The following is a 17,986-nucleotide window of genomic DNA, read 5'->3' on the forward strand; positions in this document are numbered from 1 at the left end:
CTATAAGATTCGTCTCCCGGAGCGCTCTCGATGTCCTCTCGTTTCAACCGCCGGTCTGCTTCGCCCGTTTTGTCCTTGCTGACCGCTGCGATCCTTCTGGCTGGCGCCCCCGTCATGAGCGCCACCGCCGCGGAACCTGCCGCTCGCAGCCACGCCAATTACACGTTCAGCATCGAACAGCAGCCACTGGTGTCGGCGCTTAACGCCTTTACCGTAGTGACCGGTTGGCAAGTCGGCCTGCCGGCCGAACTGGGCCAGGGCGTATCGTCCCCAGGCGTGCGCGGCCCGCTGCCAGCGGAAAAAGCCCTGGAGCGGCTGTTGGTGGGGACCAACCTGAGCTATCGCAAATTGGGCACCAACAACATCGTGCTGGAAAAACGTAGCGCCGGCAGCGCCCTCGCCCTGCAACAGGTGACCATCAGCGCCACCCGCAATGAACAGGATGTGAACAGCGTACCGAGCACCGTCAGCGTGCACGACCGCGAAGAACTGGACCGCCAGAACGTCAACAACATCCGTGAACTGGTGCGCTACGAACCCGGCGTTTCCGTCGGCGGCGCTGGTACGCGCTCGGGTAACGCGGGCTACAACATTCGCGGTATCGACGGCGATCGCGTGCTCACCCAGGTGGATGGCGTCGAAGTGCCCGACAATTTCTTCAACGGCCCCTACGCCAAGACCCGTCGCAACTACGTCGACCCGGAAATCGTCAAGCGCGTGGAGATCCTGCGCGGCCCGGCCTCGGCCCTGTACGGCAGCAGCGCCATCGGTGGCGCGGTGAGTTATTTCACCCTCGATCCGGATGACATCATCAAGCCAGGCCAGGACGTCGGCGCCCGCCTGAAGACCGGCTACAGCTCCGCCGACGAGAGCTGGCTGACCTCCGGCACCTTCGCCGGGCGTGTGCAAGACTTCGACGGTTTGCTGCACCTGAGCCAGCGCAATGGCCATGAAACCGAATCCTACGATGGCAACAACGCCACCGGCCTGGCCCGTACCGGCGCCAACCCAGAAGATGCGCGCACCACCAACGTGCTGGCCAAGCTGGGCTGGAACTATGGCGATGACAATCGCTTGGGCCTGACCTATGAGAAGTTCAAGGATGACCGCGACGTCAATCTGAAAAACGCAGTGGGCGGCCCGTTCATCGGTGGCCGAGGCATGAACCTGTACCGCGACCGTCGCGGTAACGACACCATTACCCGCGAGCGCTTCGGCCTGGAAAACACCTTCGCCCTGGAGTCGCCGATTGCCGACCGCATCAAGACCAGCCTCAACTACCAGATCGCCAAGACCGACCAGACCACCGCCGAAATCTACCAGGCCGGCCGTCGCGTCCTGCGTACCCGCGACACCCTTTACGAAGAAAAACAGTGGGTTTTCGACGCGCAACTGGACAAAGCATTCAGCCTCGGTGAAACCGACCACCAGGTCACCTACGGCACCACCCTCAAGCAGCAGAAAGTCACCGGATCACGCGAAGGCTCGGCCTCGTGCCTGGCCATTGGCGCCGGCTGCACCGCCATCGGCGCGCCCAGCCCATCAGCCAGCGACAGCGTGAAAAAGGCCAGCGACTTCCCCGACCCGACCATCAACACCTACTCGCTGTTCGCCCAGGACCAGATCACCTGGGACAAATGGACCTTCCTGCCCGCCGTGCGGTATGACTACACCCGGCTCAAGCCCAAGCTGACCCAGCAATTCCTCAACACCGTCAACCCGACCGGCGCCTATGCCGTCGATGGCAAAGACAAGACCTGGAACCGCGTAACACCCAAGTTCGGCCTGACCTACGCCCTGACCGACAACTACACCTGGTTCGGCCAATACGCCGAGGGCTTCCGCACGCCGTCTGCCAAAGCGCTGTACGGTCGCTTCGAAAACCTTAACCTGGGCTACACCGTCGAACCCAACCCCGACCTCAAGCCAGAAACCAGCAAAGGCATCGAAACCGGGATTCGCGGCAAATTCGACGAAGGCTCCTTCGATATTGCGGTGTACTACAACAAGTACCGTGACTTTATCGACGAAGACAACGCCGTGGTCGGCGGCACCGTGGAGCAGTTCCAGGCGGTCAACATCAAGCGCGCCACCATCAAGGGCGTGGAAGCCAAGGGCCGCCTGAACCTGGATACCTTCGGCGCGCCGAAGGGCCTGTATACCCAAGGCTCGGTTGCCTACACCCACGGTCGCAATGACGACAATGGCGAGCCGTTGAACAGCGTCAACCCGCTCAAGGGCGTGTTTGGCCTGGGCTACGACCAGGACACTTACGGTGGCCTGCTGAGCTGGACCTTGGTAAAAAAACAGGACCGCGTCGACAGCACGACCTTCCACGCGCCCGACGGCGGCACCGACGGCCCGTTCAAGACCCCGGGCTTCGGCATCCTCGACCTGACCGCTTACTACAAGGTGAGCAAAGACGTGACCGTCAACGGTGGCCTCTACAACCTCACCGACAAGAAGTACTGGAACTGGGATGACGTGCGCAGCTACGACAGCGTCGGCGAAGCCGGTGTGACCGGCCCGGCCAACCTCGACCGCCTGACCCAGCCCGGTCGCAACTTTGCGATCAACGTGATCTGGGACATCTGACCCATCCGCCTCACCTCGCCGCCATTGCATCCGCGGCGAGGTGAGGATTTTTTACTGTGCCACGTCTTCTTGTTCGTCTAGTTGATAACGGCTCTCTTTAGGGCACCCAGGCGCTCCCCTTCTCAAGGACTTTTTTCATGACCGCTTCTTCCACCGCAGAACGCCCAAGCCTGCGCTCCCAGCGCCTGAACCAGATCACCAACGAGCCGCACACCAAGCTCGACGCGTTGGTGAAGGCTCACGCGCCGTTCGAAACCCAAGCCAACTTCGCCCGCTTCGTAGTGGCCCAGTACCTGTTCCAATCGGAACTGGTGGCCCTGTACAACGATGCCGAGCTGAACCAGATCATCCCTGACCTGGCCGCCCGCTGCCGCGCCGAAGCCGCCAAGCTCGACCTGGCAGACCTGGACACCGAAATCCCGGCCCCGGTTGCCGGCGCGGTGAACAACCCCAGCAAAGCCTGCGCCTTGGGCTGGCTGTTCGTCTCCGAAGGCTCCAAGCTGGGTGCTGCGTTCCTGATCAAGCGCGCCGTGGGCCTGGGCCTGAGTGAAACCTTCGGTGCGCGCCACTTGGGCGAGCCGGCCGGCGGTCGCGCCGAGGGCTGGAAGAGCTTCACCCGCACCCTCGACGGCCTGACATTCAGCGCCGAGGAAGAAGCTGCGGTGGAAAAAGGCGCGATTGATGCGTTTGTGCGCTTCACCGTGCTGCTGGAACAGGCGTACGCTAGCGCCCCAGAACTGGCGTAAATGTTCTGGTAGACGGCGGTTCAAGGTGGGAGCTGGCTTGCCTGCGATGGCGGCGGGTCAGCTCCAGATGTTTAACCTGATACACCGCTATCGCAGGCAAGCCAGCTCCCACATTTGAGTGCATTTCATCGCTGACAATGTGTAAACCCTCCCACCAGAAAACTGCAGCATGACCGGCAAACCCCAATCCTCCTCCAAAATCGCCCAAGTTCTCTTTGGCCTGCTGGCCTACGTCAGCCTGGGCATCGGCTTGGTGGCGATTGTCATACCGGGGTTGCCCACCACCGAATTCATCCTGCTCGCCGCCTGGGCCGCCACCAAAAGCTCGCCGCGCCTCAGCGCCTGGCTGGAAAACCATCGCCTGTTCGGGCCGATCCTGTCCAACTGGCGCAATGGCAAGATCATCGCCCGCCGCGCCAAGGTCAGCGCCACGCTGAGCATGTTGCTGTGCGCCGTGTTGATGCTGGTGATGCTTGATCACGGCTGGCCGGTGTACCTGGCAATTGCCGGGATGAGCCTGGGCAACCTGTGGATCTGGTCCCGCCCCGAGCAGCTCGCACGGCCCATCTGAGGCTGCGTGTAGGTGTTTTCCTACCGCTCATCGCCTGTTCCTCATGAATTGATTTGTGACGCCGATGTTTCAGGCATGACGCCGAATGGACTTGGCGCGTTTGCGTGCATTCCAACAAGTCCATTCGTGAGTGAACCTATGTTCGACACCCTCTCCATCCGCTTGAAAATCGTGTTGCTGTCCGGCCTGTGTCTGCTGGGTGTGATTGCACTGGTGGTCGGCATCAATATCTACAACACCAACCAGAACGATCGGTTGGTCAGTGATTCAAGCTCACGAATGCTCACCGCCAGCGTGGAGCAGTTGCTGCAATCCAAAGCGGCCGAACAGGCCGGCCACTTACAGCAGACCTTCGGCGAAAACCTGCTGGTGGTCACCGCCCTGGCCGACCAGATCAAAGACCTGCGTCAGTTGGGCACCCAGCGTTCCCTTGAAGCCGGGGCCCTGCGTGAAGAGCTCAACCGCAGCGTTAAAACCGCGTTCGAGCGCAACACCAAGGTGCTGGGCATCTGGTTATCCTTCGAACCCAACGGGCTGGATGGCAAGGACAGCGAATTCATCGACGACAAGGCGCGCGTCTCCAATGAAAAAGGTCGGTTTTCCAGCTACTGGAGCCGGGCTGGCGGCGAAGGCCAGAACACCATCATGGTCGAAGATGACCTGACCAAGACCACCCTCAACCTCAGCGGCACGCCCTACAACATCTGGTACACCTGCCCACGGGACACGCGCAGCACTTGCCTGCTGGACCCGTACGAAGACACGGTGGCCGGCAAACCGGTACTGATGACCACCATTTCCTTGCCGCTGATCGTCGACGGCAAAGTCATTGGTGTCGTCGGCGTGGACATCGCCCTCACCGCCCTGCAAGCGACCACCGATGCTGCGCAAAAAGACCTGTTCAACGGCGCCGCCCACCTGGAGATTCTGTCCAGCACCGGCCTGATCGCCGCCTACAGTGGTGAACCGGCCAAAGTCGGCAAGAACCTGATCGACAGCATCGGCGCCGAAGGCAAGGAGATCGTGCAACTGCTGGCCAATGACCGGCCTGTTATCCGTGAACAGGACGACACCATTCGTGCCGTGTACCCGCTCAAGCCGATTGCCGGTGCCAAACCCTGGGGCGTGGTGATCAAGCTGCCCAAAGCGGTGATGCTGGCCGACAACGAAAAACTGCAAGCCGTGCTCGACGAGGCCCAGGCCACGGGCACGCTCAAAGCCCTGCTGGTGGCCGCCGCCGCTGGCCTGCTGGGCTTGCTGTTGATCTGGCTGACCGCTACTGGCGTGACCCGCCCTATCAATAGCGTGGCCGCCATGCTCAAGGACATCGCCAGCGGTGACGGCGACCTCACCCAGCGCCTGGCCTACGCCAAGAAGGACGAACTGGGCGAGCTGGTGAACTGGTTCAACCGCTTCCTCGACAAACTGCAGCCGACCATTGCGCAGATCAAGCAAAGCATCACCGAAGCCCGCGGGACGGCCGATCAGTCGTCCGCCATTGCGCGCCAGACCAGCGAAGGCATGCAGGTGCAGTTCCGTGAAATCGACCAGGTCGCCACCGCGTCGAACGAAATGAGCGCCACCGCCCACGATGTGGCCAACAGCGCCTCCAATGCCGCCAGCGCGGCACGCGGCGCCGACCAGTCGGCACGCGAGGGCATGTCAATCATCGAGCAGAGCACCCGCGATATCACCACCCTGGCCGACGAAGTCAGCAAAGCCGTGGGCGAAGTCGAAGCCCTGGCGGTCAACAGCGAGCAAATCGGTTCAGTGTTGGAGGTGATCCGCAGCATTGCCGAACAGACCAACCTGCTGGCATTGAACGCAGCAATTGAAGCGGCGCGCGCTGGGGAAAGCGGGCGTGGTTTTGCGGTGGTGGCCGACGAAGTGCGCAACCTGGCCAAACGCACCCAGGACTCGGTGGAAGAAATCCGCCTGGTGATCGAGCGTATCCAGAGCGGCACCCGTGGCGTAGTGGCGACCATGCACTCCAGCCAGCACCAGGCGCAGAACAATGCCGGGCAGATCCATCAAGCCGTGCAAGCCCTGGGCAAGATCAGCGACGCGGTCACGGTGATCAGCGACATGAACCTGCAAATCGCCAGCGCGGCCGAGCAGCAGAGCGCGGTGGCCGAAGAGGTCAACCGCAACGTCTCGGCGATTCGCACCGTGACTGAAACCCTCACGGGCCAGGCCACCGAGTCGGCGGCGATCAGCAGCCAGCTCAATGCGCTGGCCAGCCAGCAGATGAAGTTGATGGATCAGTTCAGGGTCTGACTCGGTTCTGAAAACACTAACTCCTGTAGGAGCGAGCTTGCTCGCGAAAAACGTCAACGATAACGCGTGCTTCCTGAATAAACGCGGCGCCTGTGAGTTTTTCGCGAGCAAGCTCGCTCCTACATATAGAGCAAGACGGTGGTGAATTACCGGCCGGGCCAGGCCTGGACGAACGGCGTCAGGTCTTCCTTCGGCGCAGTTCGCGGCGGGTTCTGCGGTGTGCCCAGGTAGAGAAAGCCAATCACTTCTTCATTCGCCGCCAGCCCCAGGCCCTTGGCGACATGGGCCGAGTAGGACAATTCGCCGGTACGCCACACCGCACCAATGCCCTGAGCATACGCCGCCAGCAGAATGCCGTGGGCCGCACAGGCGGCGGCCAGCAATTGCTCGGACTTGGGCACTTTGAAATGCTCTTGCACACGTGCAATCACCACCACCACCAGCGGCGCACGCAGCGGGCCGTTCTGGGCCTTGTCGATGGCGGCTTGCGGTGCGTCGGCGTCTTGCAGGCGAGCGGCTTCGGCCAACAGCGTGCCCATCTGTTCACGGGCGGCACCTTCCACGGTAAGGAAACGCCACGGGCGCAGTTGACCGTGATCGGGCGCACGCATGGCGGCGGCGAACAGCAGGTCGCGCTGCTCCTGGGTCGGTGCCGGGTCGAGCAAACGGGGCACGGAAACACGGTTGAGCAAAGCGTCGAGAGCCTGCATTGGCCACCTCCATAAAAAAATGTGCAGTCATTCTAGCGGGAAAGAATCGGGATGCCACCAAACGATAATTGCTCTTATTCAATCTGCCCTGCCCTGTTAGACTTTGCGCCTTAATTTTCTGCCCTCGTCCAGGAATCACGATGTCCCGTGCGCTTTTGTACCTGCCTGCAGCGTTGATGGCTTTAAGCCTGACTGCTTGCGACGACGCCCCTCGCTTCACGAAAGCAGAGCCGGGTGAATCGCGGGCCGGTGGCGCGGCGACGGTAAACAAGCGCGACCAGAACGCCTTTTCCCTGCCCTCGGCCAACCTCGCGCCGACGCGGCGCCTGGACTTCAGCGTCGGCAACAGTTTCTTTCGCAACCCGTGGGTGATTGCGCCGTCCACCACCACAGCGCGCGATGGCCTGGGCCCACTGTTCAATACCAACGCCTGCCAGAACTGCCATATCAAGGATGGCCGTGGCCACCCGCCGCTGCCCGACGCGCCCAATGCCGTGTCGATGCTGGTGCGCCTGTCCATCCATCCCTCTATTACAGAGCAGTCAGCCTACGCCAGGCTCATCGAACAGATCGGCGTGGTGCCCGAGCCCGTCTATGGCGGGCAACTCCAGGACATGGCCGTGCCTGGCGTTGCGCCGGAAGGCAAGGTGCGGGTCGACTACACACCGGTCAACGTCAGGTTCAAGGACGGTACGGTGGTTGAATTGCGCAAGCCCGACCTGCAGATCACCCAACTTGGCTACGGCCCGATGCACCCCGACACACGCTTCTCGGCGCGTATCGCCCCGCCGATGATCGGCCTGGGCCTGCTCGAAGCAATCAGCGATGCCGATATCCTGCGCAACACTAACCCCAAGACCGCCGACAAAGAGGCCATCGTGGGTCGCGCCAATTGGGTCTGGGATGACGCTCAGAACACAACCGTGCTCGGGCGTTTTGGCTGGAAAGCCGGGCAGCCCAACCTCAATCAACAAAACGTTCACGCGTTTTCTGGTGATATGGGCCTCACCACGTCCCTGAGACCCTTCGATGACTGCACCGACGCCCAAGTGGCCTGCAAGCAGGCGCCCAACGGCAATGGCCCCCAGGGCGAGCCGGAAGTCAGCGATAACATCCTGCGCCTGGTGCTGTTCTACACCCGCAACCTCGCAGTGCCCGCGCGCCGCGACATTGATACGCCACAAGTGCTGGCCGGCAAGAACCTGTTCTACCAGGCCGGTTGCCAGGGCTGTCACAAGCCCAGCTTCACCACGGCCGCCAATGCCGCCGAACCTGAGTTGGCCAACCAGTTGATCCGCCCCTACAGCGACCTGCTGCTGCACGATATGGGCGAAGGCCTGGCCGACAACCGTAGCGAATTCAAAGCCACCGGCCGCGACTGGCGCACCCCGCCGCTGTGGGGTATCGGCCTGACGCAAACCGTGAGTGGCCACACCCAGTTCCTGCATGACGGCCGCGCCCGCAACCTGCTTGAAGCCGTGCTGTGGCATGGCGGTGAAGCCCAAGCGGCGCAGCAACATGTGTTGTCGTTCAATGCCGAGCAACGTGCCGCGTTGCTGGCGTTCCTGAATTCTTTATAAGCTTTGCCCCACTTACAGAAGGGAGCTCGACATGTTTCGTCCCAAGTTGTTGTTCACCAGCCTCGCCGCCCTGGCCTTGGGCGCCTGCTCGCCCCAAGACCCACAAGCAGTGACCTCGGCAGCCATCGCCAAGCAAGTGATCCTGCCGACCTACAGCCGCTGGGTTGAGGCCGACCGTCAACTGGCCGTCAGCGCCCTGGCCTACTGCCAAGGCAAGGAAAGCCTGGACACCGCCCGCGCCGACTTCCTGCACGCGCAAAAAGCCTGGGCCGAGCTGCAACCGCTGCTGATCGGCCCGTTGGCCGAAGGCAACCGGGCGTGGCAGGTGCAATTCTGGCCAGACAAGAAGAACCTGGTAGGCCGTCAGGTCGAGCAACTGGTCAGCGCCCAGCCGCAGATCGACGCCGCGGCCCTGGCGAAATCCAGCGTGGTGGTGCAGGGCCTGTCGGCCTACGAATACATCCTCTACGACGCCAAGCCCGACGTCGCCGACGCGGCTCAGAAAGCGCGCTATTGCCCGCTGCTGATGGCGATCGGTGAACGTCAGAAAGTCCTGGCCGAAGAGATCCTGGCCAGCTGGAACAGCACCGACGGCATGCTCGCGCAGATGACCAAGTTTCCGAACCAGCGCTACGCGGATTCCCACGAAGCCATCGCAGACCTGCTGCGCGTGCAAGTGACCGCTCTGGACACCCTGAAGAAAAAACTCGGCACCCCAATGGGCCGCCAGACCAAGGGCATCCCGCAACCGTTCCAGGCCGATGCCTGGCGCAGCCAGTCGTCCCTGCAAAGCCTGGAGGCCAGCCTCGCCGCAGCGCAGACCGTATGGGTAGGCGTCGATAACAAAGGCCTGCGCGGCCTGCTGCCGGCGGACCAGAAGCCATTGGCCGAGAAAATCGACGCCGCCTACGCAGCGTCGCTGAAACTGTTCGCCAGCAACCAGCGCACCCTCAACGAACTGTTGAACGACGACGCCGGGCGCCAGCAACTCAATGACATCTACGACAGCCTCAACGTGGTGCACCGCCTGCATGAAGGCGAATTGGCCAAGGCGCTGGGCGTCCAACTAGGCTTTAACGCCAACGACGGTGACTGATGATGCTCAGGCGACAGGCTTTGGCGGTGGGCAGCGTGCTGCTCAGCGCTATCACCTTGGGTGGCTGGACGCTGTTCAAGCACAAAGACAAAGGCCCGCTGCTGCTGTCGGCGCGCGATGATGCCGACGGCAAGCACTACGCTGTCGGCTATCGCCTGGACGGCAAGCCGGTATTTGCCACTCAGGTCGGCCAACGCTGCCATGACATCATCAACCACCCGACGTTGCCGATTGCGCTGTTCGTGGCCCGTCGGCCGGGCACCGAGAGTTCCCTGATCGACCTGCGCGATGGCAGGCTGCTGCAAACCATCACCTCCAACGCCAACCGCCATTTCTATGGCCATGCGGTGATCCACAAGAGCGGTGACTGGCTATACGCCACCGAGAACGACACCTCCGACCCTGGCCGCGGCCTGTTGGGTGTGTATAAGTTCGAAGGTGAGCGGCTGGTGCACAGCGGCGAGATATCCACCCACGGCATCGGCCCGCATCAAGTCGCGTGGATGCCCGACGGCGAGACGCTGATCGTGGCCAACGGTGGCATTCGCACCGAAGCCGAAAGCCGGGTAGAGATGAACCTCAACGCCATGGAGCCAAGCCTGGTGCTGATGCGGCGCGATGGCAGCCTGATCAGCAAGGAAACCCTGGCCCAGCAGATGAACAGCGTGCGGCACATGGGTATCGCCAGCGATGGCACCATCCTCACCGGGCAGCAGTTCATGGGCCCGTCCCAGGAGCGTTCCGAGCTGCTGGCGATCAAGCGCCCGGGGCAGCCGTTCGTGGCGTTCCCGGTGGCGGATGAACAGTTGCAGGCGATGGGGCATTACACCGCCAGCGTGGCGGTGCACAGCGAACTGCGCCTGGTGGCGCTGACGGCACCTCGGGGCAACCGCTTTTTTATCTGGGACATGGACACCGCCGAGCTGCGCCTGGATGGGCCCTTGCCGGACTGTGCGGGGGTGGGTGCTGTGGCAGATGGCTTTGTGGTGACATCCGGTCAGGGACGTTGCCGCTTCTATGACTGCCGCCAGAAAAAGTTACTGGCAACACCACTGGAGCTACCGGCGGGGGTCTGGGGTAACCACCCGCACTTGGTCTGAAATTACCCTTCTGTAGGAGCGAGCTTGCTCGCGAAGATCGCCAACGATAACGCGTCCATCCTGAATGAACGTGTCGTCTGCAGGTTTTTCGCGAGCAAGCTCGCTCCTACAACAGTTGAGGTGTCAGACACAAAAAAGGGCCTTGCATCGCAAGGCCCTTTTTTGTGTCAATCGTTTCAACTTTGCGGCCTCATCGCTTGAGACATGCCGAACATGAATAACAGCAATTCATGGTCGGGCTTGGCCGCCACACTCGTCTTGGCAATGCGTGGCAGCAGGCATTGCCCACCACCGTCTACCGCACTCAACACTTGTGTACGAGGTTGTTCCCATACCGCCAGGGCCAGGGCTGCAACACCCAATGCCCCGACCAGAAACAAACCTCGTGCTATTTCTAGCTTCATCTGGTTAAACCCTTGATAGCGCTGCCAAACGCCGTCTCGTAAAAGTAGCTGAGTTTTTTCCAGTCGATATCATTCCACGACGAATGGCGACGCAATTGCAGCATGTCGTGGGACGCGGCCCGATAAGCGGTCAGGCGCTGGCGGCATTTCTCAAAGTCCAGCAGGGCCACTTCCACAGTCGCCGCATCAGGCTCACCGGTAACCCGCACGAAAATGTGCTTGATATACAGGCAACCGTGTTGCCAGCGGCCTTTGTGCATACGGGCCAAGGTACCGGCCAACTCTTGCAGCAGGCGCTCGTGGACCGCCTCGCCATACTGTTCGCGGCCACCGGCGGCGTACCAGTTTTCAATCTCGTCGAAACCGTCCAGGGACGCGGTCACCAACAGGGCCTTCCATTGGTGCTCCGGGTCGCGACGCGCTTCGCAAAACACCAGTTCCGGCACACGCACATCCAGCAAACGCAGGCCTTTGAGGGCATCACGCTCACGCAGCACGGTCGGACGCCCAAAGGGGTGCAGCCAGCTGCGGTAGATGTGCCCGGTTTGGCGCTTGCAATAGAGCAAACGGCCGTTAGGGCTGATCACCCGCTGCACGCCACTTTCACCACCACGGCGCCGGTTGGGTTCTTCCACCCATTCACCTTGCTGACGCCAGAAAAAATCAAATCGTTCTTCGGGAGCTACATGACTGCCTACTACGCACTCAACTGCCATCCTGTTACCTCTTGCGCAATACATACACTCGCCACATGGCGTAGAGCGGTATGAAGTCCAGGGATTCCTGAACACGGAAACCGGCCTGCTCGAATTCTGCCTCGACAGTAGCAGCCGGTAACACAAACCGGTTTTGGTAACCTTCCTGCTCACCTTTTTTGCGACGACGCACTTCGCTGCGCTTGCGTTTCCAGGCCTTGAAATTGCCGTCTACCCACAGCGAAATAATTACGCTGTCACGGGTAACACGTTGAAACTCGCGCAGTATTGTCAGCCTGTGCTCGGGCTCACCGATGTGGTGCATCAAGCGCATGCAAAAAATACTGTCGACAGAGTTATCTGGCAAATCGATATCAAAGGCAGACGTCTGCAAAGGGCGTACCCGTTTCACCACCTCAGCCGGTTGGGCAGCGGTGGCGATCTTCAACATCGACGCCGAATTGTCAGCTCCGATAATCACACGGTTGGGTTTTTCGGCCAGTAACGGCCAGAAGCGTCCAGCGCCACACGGCAGGTCCAACACCAGCCCCGGCTCGCCGGCCATGGCCAGCGCACCGCGCGCTAGTTGCTCGTCGCGTTTGTGGGACAACCGGCGAGCCAGATTGTCCTGATGCTTGAGCAAATATTTCTGCGCGTGTTGATCGTCGTACTTGTCAGAAAATTCCAGCTTGATCGGGGAAGGCATCTTACGTCTCCAGTAACTGATGCCTACGACCTTAAGCAGCGAACTGTGATCAAGAGGTCAACTCGTTGTGAAAATCTTGTCCTGTCCAATTGCATACATTTCAAGACTTTACAGAAACATTCAGTAGCACCGGGCCATCTTCGCCGAAAAGCACGCAGTCTGCATCAGCAAAACGACAGACTGAAGGGTCAGGTTTTGACTGGGCTCAGCTCTACATGAAAGCGACAGCCGTTGGGCTCCATGGTGCTCAGGCTCACGCTCCAGCCCTGGCTTTCGCAGATCCGTTGCACCAGTGACAGGCCGAGGCCAAGGCCCTCGCCACGCTTCTCGCTACCGCGCACGAACGGCTCGAACATCGCTTCGCGCTTCTCTTCAGGGATGCCGACACCGGAGTCCTCCACCGTGAAACCACTGGGCTCCAGGGTCAGGCGGATAAACCCTTGCTCGGTGTAATGCAGTGCATTGCGCAGCAGGTTGCCCATCACCGCATGCAAGAAGGTGGTGTTGTAGCAGGTGTCCAAGGGGTTGCCTGGCAGGTAGACCAACGTCAGGCCTTTTTTCTCGATGGGCTCGCGCCAGATACCGAGCAGGTCTTCGGCCACCTGGGTGAGGTTACCTTGGGGCGAACTGGCAGCGTCGTCGTGTTTGGCGCGGGCCAGCATCAGGAAAGTCTGCACCAGCTCGCGCATTTCTTCACAGGCACGGGCAATGCGCTCTACCTGGTTGCGACCGCGCTGATCGATGGCCGGGTTTTCGCGCAACAGTTCGCAGGAGCTGGCCAAGACCATCAAGGGCGTGCGCAACTCATGGCTCACATCGCTGGTAAACAATTGCTCACGTGACAACGCCTGGCGCAAACGGCCGAGGGTGGCGTCGAACGCCACCGCCAGCTCGCCCACTTCATCGGCGGCGTAATCCGGCGCCAGGGGCGGTGCCAGGCCCAACAGTTGGTCACGATGACGGACCTGGCGGGCCAGGCGTACCACCGGCGCCATCACCTTGCGGGCCAGCACCCAGCCGAGGAACGCCGCCAGCGCCAGGCTGAGTACGAACCCCACCAGCACCACCGCAAACAGCACGCGCTCACGCTCTTCGAAATCGCTCTGGTCTTGCAGCAACACATAACGCCGGCCATCGACCACTTCAACCATGGCGTGGTACGACAGCGCCTCGCGAAACACCTCATGAAACCCCGGGTCCAGATGGCGCAGATCCTTGGGCAGTTCAAAATCGCCACGCCCACCGCTGAAATAAAACAGCTGATCCGGCTCTGGCCGATGGTTCCAGTCTTCGACGCTATCCATCAACAGCAGGCGTTGCAAGTCGCCTCCCAAGCCCGCCGAGATCAACTTCTCTCCCACCAAGTGCACGGTCGCAATGATGCCGATGGCGAAGGCCCCCGCCACCAACGCACTCATCAAGGCGAAGGCGATGATGATCCGCTGGGCAAGGCTTTGCTTAAACTCCATCACGACCCTCGGCCAGGCGATAACCCACACCGTGTACCGTTTGCAGCAATGGCTTGGCGAAGGGTTTGTCGATCACTTGGCGCAATTGGTGAACATGGCTGCGCAGGCTGTCGCTGTCCGGGCAGTCGTCGCCCCACAGGGCTTCTTCGAGAACTTCCCGGCGCAGAACATGTGGGCTTTTTTGCATCAGCACGGCGAGCAGTTTCAGGCCCACGGGGTTGAGCTTGAGCAGGCGCCCTTCGCGGGTAACTTCCAACGTATCGAGGTCGTAGTTCAGGTCACCCACTTGTAGAGCACGACGCCCGCCGCCCTGGGCACGGCGCAACACCGCTTCGATACGCGCAGCCAGTTCCGACAAGGCGAAGGGCTTGAGCAGGTAATCATCGGCGCCGGACTTGAAGCCCTGCAGCCGGTCGTCCAATTGGTCGCGAGCGGTAAGCATGATCACCGGTGTGTCGCGGCGCGCGTCTTCGCGCAGGCGCTTGCACAGGGTGTAGCCGTCGATGCCGGGCAGCATGATGTCGAGCACGATCAGGTCGTAATGCTCGGTGGCCGCCAGGTGCAGGCCCGACAAACCGTCCTGCGCACAGTCCACTGTGTAGCCTTTGAGCCCCAGGTAATCGGCCAGGTTGGCGAGGATATCGCGGTTGTCTTCAACCAATAGAATTCGCATGGGCAGTGTCTCCGTACGCGGTAACGGCCGTGTTGGCTCGCGCAGCTTAAGGCCAAGCGGGGCTCAGGGATAGAGCGCAGAGCCCCGCTGATAAAGGTTTTCAACTGTTTGCAGGGCCGAACAAGTTTTTCACTATAGCTTCACAAACTGACTACAGCCTCAGGAAGAAGATCGCCCCCCATTGATCTAAGGAACATAGACATGGGTTTTTTCAAAACTGCACCAATGCGCTATTTGCTGTTGATTACCGGTACCTGGTTACTGGTTTTCCTGCTTACACGCAGTGTGCTGCTCATCACTCACCTGGATGAAGTCGGCGGCAACCTGCTGCCGGTGTTTGGCGTGGGTGTGCTCTACGACCTGGCCTTCCTCGCCTATGCAGCCTTGCCGCTTGGCCTGTATCTGCTGCTCTGCCCGCCGGCCATATGGCGCCGCCGTGGCCATCGCTGGTTCCTGCAAGCGGTGCTGACCGTCAGCCTGTTCGCCATGCTGTTCACCTCGGTGGCCGAATGGTTGTTCTGGGATGAGTTTGGCGTGCGCTTCAACTTTATCGCCGTCGATTACCTGGTGTACTCCGATGAGGTACTGAACAACCTGCTGGAGTCTTACCCGATCGGCAAGCTGCTGAGCCTGCTGGCGATGCTTGCACTGATTCTGAGCGTGGCTCTGCGCAAACCCTTCAATGCCGCGATGGCAGCGCCGTTGCCTGCACTGCGTGGCCGTTTGGTCAACGCCCTGGGCTTGTTGGTGCTCGCCGGCCTCAGCCTGCAACTGGTCAGCCAAGACAGCCCACGCACCCAAGGCGGCAACGCGTACAACAACGAATTGGCCAGCAACGGCCCCTATCAGTTCTTTGCCGCGTTCCGTAACAACGAACTGGACTACACCCAGTTCTACAAAAGCCTGCCGACCGACGTCGTCGCCAAGCAGTTGCGCGCCGAACTCAGTGAACCCAACGCCCGCTTTATCGACCCGGACCCGCTGGATATTCGCCGTGCCATCACCAACCCCGGCACACCGCGCAAACCCAACATCGTACTGGTGACCATCGAGAGCTTCAGCGCCAAGTACATGGGCAGCAATGGCGATGCGCGCAACCTCACGCCCAACCTGGATGTATTGCGCCAACAGAGCCTGTACTTCAATAACTTCTATGCCACCGGCACGCGCACCGACCGCGGCCTGGAAGCCATTACCCTGGCAATTCCACCGACGCCGGGGCGTTCGATCGTCAAGCGCATCGGCCGCGAAAGCGGGTTCGCCAGCCTGGGGCAACAGCTCTCGGCCATCGGTTATGACAGCGTGTTTGTCTATGGCGGGCGCGGTTTCTTCGACAATATGAACGCGTTCTTCAGCGGCAACGGTTATCGGGTGGTGGACCAGAGCAGCGTGCCTGAGTCAGAAATCTCATTTAAAAACGCCTGGGGCATGGCCGACGAAGACCTGTTCAAACAGACCTTGAAACTGGCCGACGCCGACTACGCCAAGCAACAGCCGTTCTTGCTGCAATTGATGACCACCTCCAATCATCGTCCCTACACCTACCCGGACGGGCGTATCGACATCAAGTCCGGCAAGGGCCGCGACGGCGCGGTGAAATACACCGACTACGCCATCGGCCAGTTCCTCGAAGCTGCACGCCAGAAGCCTTGGTTCGATAACACGATTTTCGTGTTCGTCGCTGATCACACGGCCGGCAGCGCGGGCAAGGAAGACCTGCCTATCACCAACTACCAGATCCCGCTGTTTATCTACGCGCCCAAGCTGATCGACGCACGGGAATCCGCCCAACTGGCCAGCCAGATCGACCTTGCGCCGACCTTGCTGGGCCTGCTCAACCTGAGCTACGAATCGACATTCTTCGGTCGCAACCTGCTGCAGGACAACCCATTGCCTCCACGGGTAGTGGTGGGCAACTACCAGCACCTGGGTCTGTTCGATGGCAAGGACCTGGCAATCCTCAGCCCTCGCCAAGGCTTGCGTCGCCATGACCAGGCCCTGGGCGAGAGCCAGGAGTTGCGCGTCGGTAGCGATGACCCTTTGATTCAACGGGCGATCACCTACTACCAGGCCGCCAGTTATGACTACAAACAGCAACTGCTGAGCTGGAAAGCGCCCAAGGAAGAGGCTCCAGTCTTAAGCAAACGCTAATCAAAAAGCCCCGTGCAGGTGAGCACGGGGCTTTTTCACCAAGGTTCGTGATGAAATCCCCCTCCTCTTTACCGGTTTCCAAACCGCTTGATTTTTGGCTGTGCCTGGGCCTGCCTGCCTGCGCTGCGGTGGCCTTGCTGTTGCTGGAGCTGACGTCACTGGACATGGCCCTGGCCAGGCATTTCTACAGCGCAGAGGCTGGCGGCTTCATTGGCCGCTATAGCTTCTTCCTTGAAGACATCCTGCATGACCGTGCCAAGCAACTGGTGATCCTGTTTTCGGTGCTGGCGATTCTGGGGCTGATCGGCAGCTTCATCCTGCAACGACTCAAGCCGTACCGCCGTGAACTGGTGTGCCTGGTGCTGTCGCTGGGAATGGCGACAGCATTCGTGTCGCCATTGAAAACCATCACCGCCGTGCAATGCCCCTGGAGCCTCAAGGAATTCGGCGGCCAGGAAACCTACAGCGAACTGCTCAGCCCGCGCCCGCCGACCGATAAACCCGGCCGCTGCTGGCCCGGCGGACATGCAGCCACCGGGTTCGCCTTGTTCGCCTGGTTCTTCGCGCTGCGGGATCGACGGCCACGGCTGGCGCGCTACGCGTTCATCTTTGCTGTCAGCCTGGGCAGCGTGTTTTCAGTCAGCCGTATGCTGCAAGGTGCGCATTTCTTTTCCCACAATGTGTGGACAGCGATCTTTTGCTGGCTGATCTGCCTGGGGCTGTATTGCTTGTTGCTGTACCGGCCTGCACGGCAAGCCGTAATGCCGACCAGTTAAGCGAATGCAACGAAGATCAAATGTGGGAGCTGGCTTGCCTGCGATTGGCATAGGTATCTACATAACTCTGTAAGCTCAACGGTAACCACGATGCGAAGCGAGCCGCTCTTGATCTTGATCTGCTTTTGATCTTAGGCGCCCCGTTAAACCACGCTGGCGGATTACGGGCACACCGAGCCCAGGCGAGGTGCCGAGTGGTGGGGCAAGAGCGTTTTGCTTACTTTGGCCTGCGCCGGCATCCCGGCTTTTGCAAAGTGAGCCGCCGTCAGGGCGGAACCCTAAGTGGCCGTTACCGCAGGAATGGATATGTACTCGGTATAGCTGTGTCGGCTGGAAGGCCGTCATCGCAGGCAAGCCAGCTTGTATGGTTAGACTTGTAGGGGTGGTGGGACTAAAAGCCAGCATCTGACTCTAGCCAGTACAGACCGTGGGAGGGT

At 60.8% G+C, this 17,986-nt stretch carries 15 protein-coding genes and 1 pseudogene; 10 read left to right on the plus strand and 6 right to left on the minus strand.

Annotated features, from left to right (window positions below; translation table 11 throughout):
* Nucleotides 1–30: 30 nt before the first annotated feature.
* From CER19_RS11125 to CER19_RS29420, 5 genes and pseudogenes are all read left to right on the plus strand, one after another.
* Nucleotides 31–2,595 (plus strand): TonB-dependent receptor, encoded by a 2,565-nt coding sequence (locus CER19_RS11125; RefSeq protein WP_116666458.1) that lies wholly within the window; start codon nt 31–33, stop codon nt 2,593–2,595.
* A 137-nt stretch (nt 2,596–2,732) separates the two neighbouring features.
* The gene (locus tag CER19_RS11130) at nt 2,733–3,341 is read left to right on the plus strand and encodes a biliverdin-producing heme oxygenase (RefSeq protein WP_116666459.1); all 609 of its coding nucleotides are present in this window, start codon (nt 2,733–2,735) and stop codon (nt 3,339–3,341) included.
* Between the two features lie 169 nt (nt 3,342–3,510).
* Complete coding sequence (locus CER19_RS11135) at nt 3,511–3,912, plus strand: YbaN family protein (protein ID WP_116666460.1); 402 nt, start codon at nt 3,511–3,513, stop codon at nt 3,910–3,912.
* Nucleotides 3,913–4,191: 279 nt separating this feature from the next.
* Nucleotides 4,192–5,331 (plus strand): annotated as a pseudogene (locus CER19_RS29415) (HAMP domain-containing protein); the annotation flags it as partial.
* A 102-nt stretch (nt 5,332–5,433) separates the two neighbouring features.
* Nucleotides 5,434–6,189 (plus strand): methyl-accepting chemotaxis protein, encoded by a 756-nt coding sequence (locus CER19_RS29420; protein ID WP_371921545.1) that lies wholly within the window; start codon nt 5,434–5,436, stop codon nt 6,187–6,189.
* 146 nt (nt 6,190–6,335) lie between these two features.
* On the opposite strand, the gene CER19_RS11145 is transcribed toward CER19_RS29420, so the two are convergent.
* The gene (locus CER19_RS11145) at nt 6,336–6,899 is read right to left on the minus strand and encodes an NAD(P)H nitroreductase (RefSeq protein WP_038451385.1); all 564 of its coding nucleotides are present in this window, start codon (nt 6,897–6,899) and stop codon (nt 6,336–6,338) included.
* Nucleotides 6,900–7,039: 140 nt separating this feature from the next.
* On the opposite strand from CER19_RS11145, the gene CER19_RS11150 reads away from it, so the two are divergent.
* Genes CER19_RS11150 through CER19_RS11160 form a run of 3 tightly spaced genes read left to right on the plus strand, consistent with a single transcriptional unit; the run spans nt 7,040 to nt 10,675 of the window.
* The gene (locus tag CER19_RS11150) at nt 7,040–8,479 is read left to right on the plus strand and encodes a di-heme oxidoredictase family protein (RefSeq protein WP_116666462.1); all 1,440 of its coding nucleotides are present in this window, start codon (nt 7,040–7,042) and stop codon (nt 8,477–8,479) included.
* 31 nt (nt 8,480–8,510) lie between these two features.
* Complete coding sequence (locus CER19_RS11155; RefSeq protein ID WP_032895451.1) at nt 8,511–9,575, plus strand: imelysin family protein; 1,065 nt, start codon at nt 8,511–8,513, stop codon at nt 9,573–9,575.
* Nucleotides 9,576–9,577: 2 nt separating this feature from the next.
* Complete coding sequence (locus CER19_RS11160) at nt 9,578–10,675, plus strand: DUF1513 domain-containing protein (protein ID WP_116666468.1); 1,098 nt, start codon at nt 9,578–9,580, stop codon at nt 10,673–10,675.
* A 176-nt stretch (nt 10,676–10,851) separates the two neighbouring features.
* Here CER19_RS11160 and CER19_RS11165 read toward each other — a convergent pair whose 3' ends face one another.
* The 5 genes from CER19_RS11165 to colR form a co-directional block, all read right to left on the minus strand.
* Entirely contained in the window at nt 10,852–11,079 is a 228-nt protein-coding gene (locus CER19_RS11165) for a hypothetical protein (RefSeq protein ID WP_003193932.1), read from the minus strand.
* On the minus strand, nt 11,076–11,795 hold the full coding sequence (locus tag CER19_RS11170) for a lipopolysaccharide kinase InaA family protein (RefSeq protein WP_116666463.1): 720 nt from the start codon (nt 11,793–11,795) through the stop codon (nt 11,076–11,078). The genes CER19_RS11165 and CER19_RS11170 overlap by 4 nt, the downstream gene beginning before the upstream one ends.
* 4 nt (nt 11,796–11,799) lie before the next feature.
* Nucleotides 11,800–12,480, minus strand: a complete 681-nt coding sequence (locus CER19_RS11175) for a class I SAM-dependent methyltransferase (RefSeq protein WP_003193934.1) — start codon at nt 12,478–12,480, stop codon at nt 11,800–11,802.
* 188 nt (nt 12,481–12,668) lie between these two features.
* Nucleotides 12,669–13,949 carry a HAMP domain-containing sensor histidine kinase gene (locus CER19_RS11180; RefSeq protein ID WP_116666464.1) on the minus strand — a complete coding sequence of 427 codons (1,281 nt, stop codon included), beginning with the start codon at nt 13,947–13,949 and terminating at the stop codon, nt 12,669–12,671.
* A complete protein-coding gene (gene colR / locus CER19_RS11185) occupies nt 13,939–14,622 on the minus strand; it encodes a two-component system response regulator ColR (RefSeq protein ID WP_003193936.1) in 684 nt (227 codons plus the stop codon). Before colR ends, CER19_RS11180 begins: the two co-directional genes overlap by 11 nt.
* Before the next feature lie 201 nt (nt 14,623–14,823).
* Between colR and CER19_RS11190 the strand changes: the two genes are divergently transcribed.
* Nucleotides 14,824–16,773: an LTA synthase family protein gene (locus tag CER19_RS11190; RefSeq protein WP_116666465.1), complete on the plus strand. Its 1,950-nt coding sequence runs from the start codon at nt 14,824–14,826 to the stop codon at nt 16,771–16,773.
* Nucleotides 16,774–16,823: 50 nt separating this feature from the next.
* Entirely contained in the window at nt 16,824–17,549 is a 726-nt protein-coding gene (locus CER19_RS11195) for a phosphatase PAP2 family protein (protein ID WP_116666466.1), read from the plus strand.
* The last annotated feature ends 437 nt before the right edge of the window (nt 17,550–17,986 follow it).

This window comes from Pseudomonas sp. GL93, from assembly GCF_003408955.1.
In the GTDB taxonomy this organism is placed as follows: domain Bacteria; phylum Pseudomonadota; class Gammaproteobacteria; order Pseudomonadales; family Pseudomonadaceae; genus Aquipseudomonas; species Aquipseudomonas paracarnis.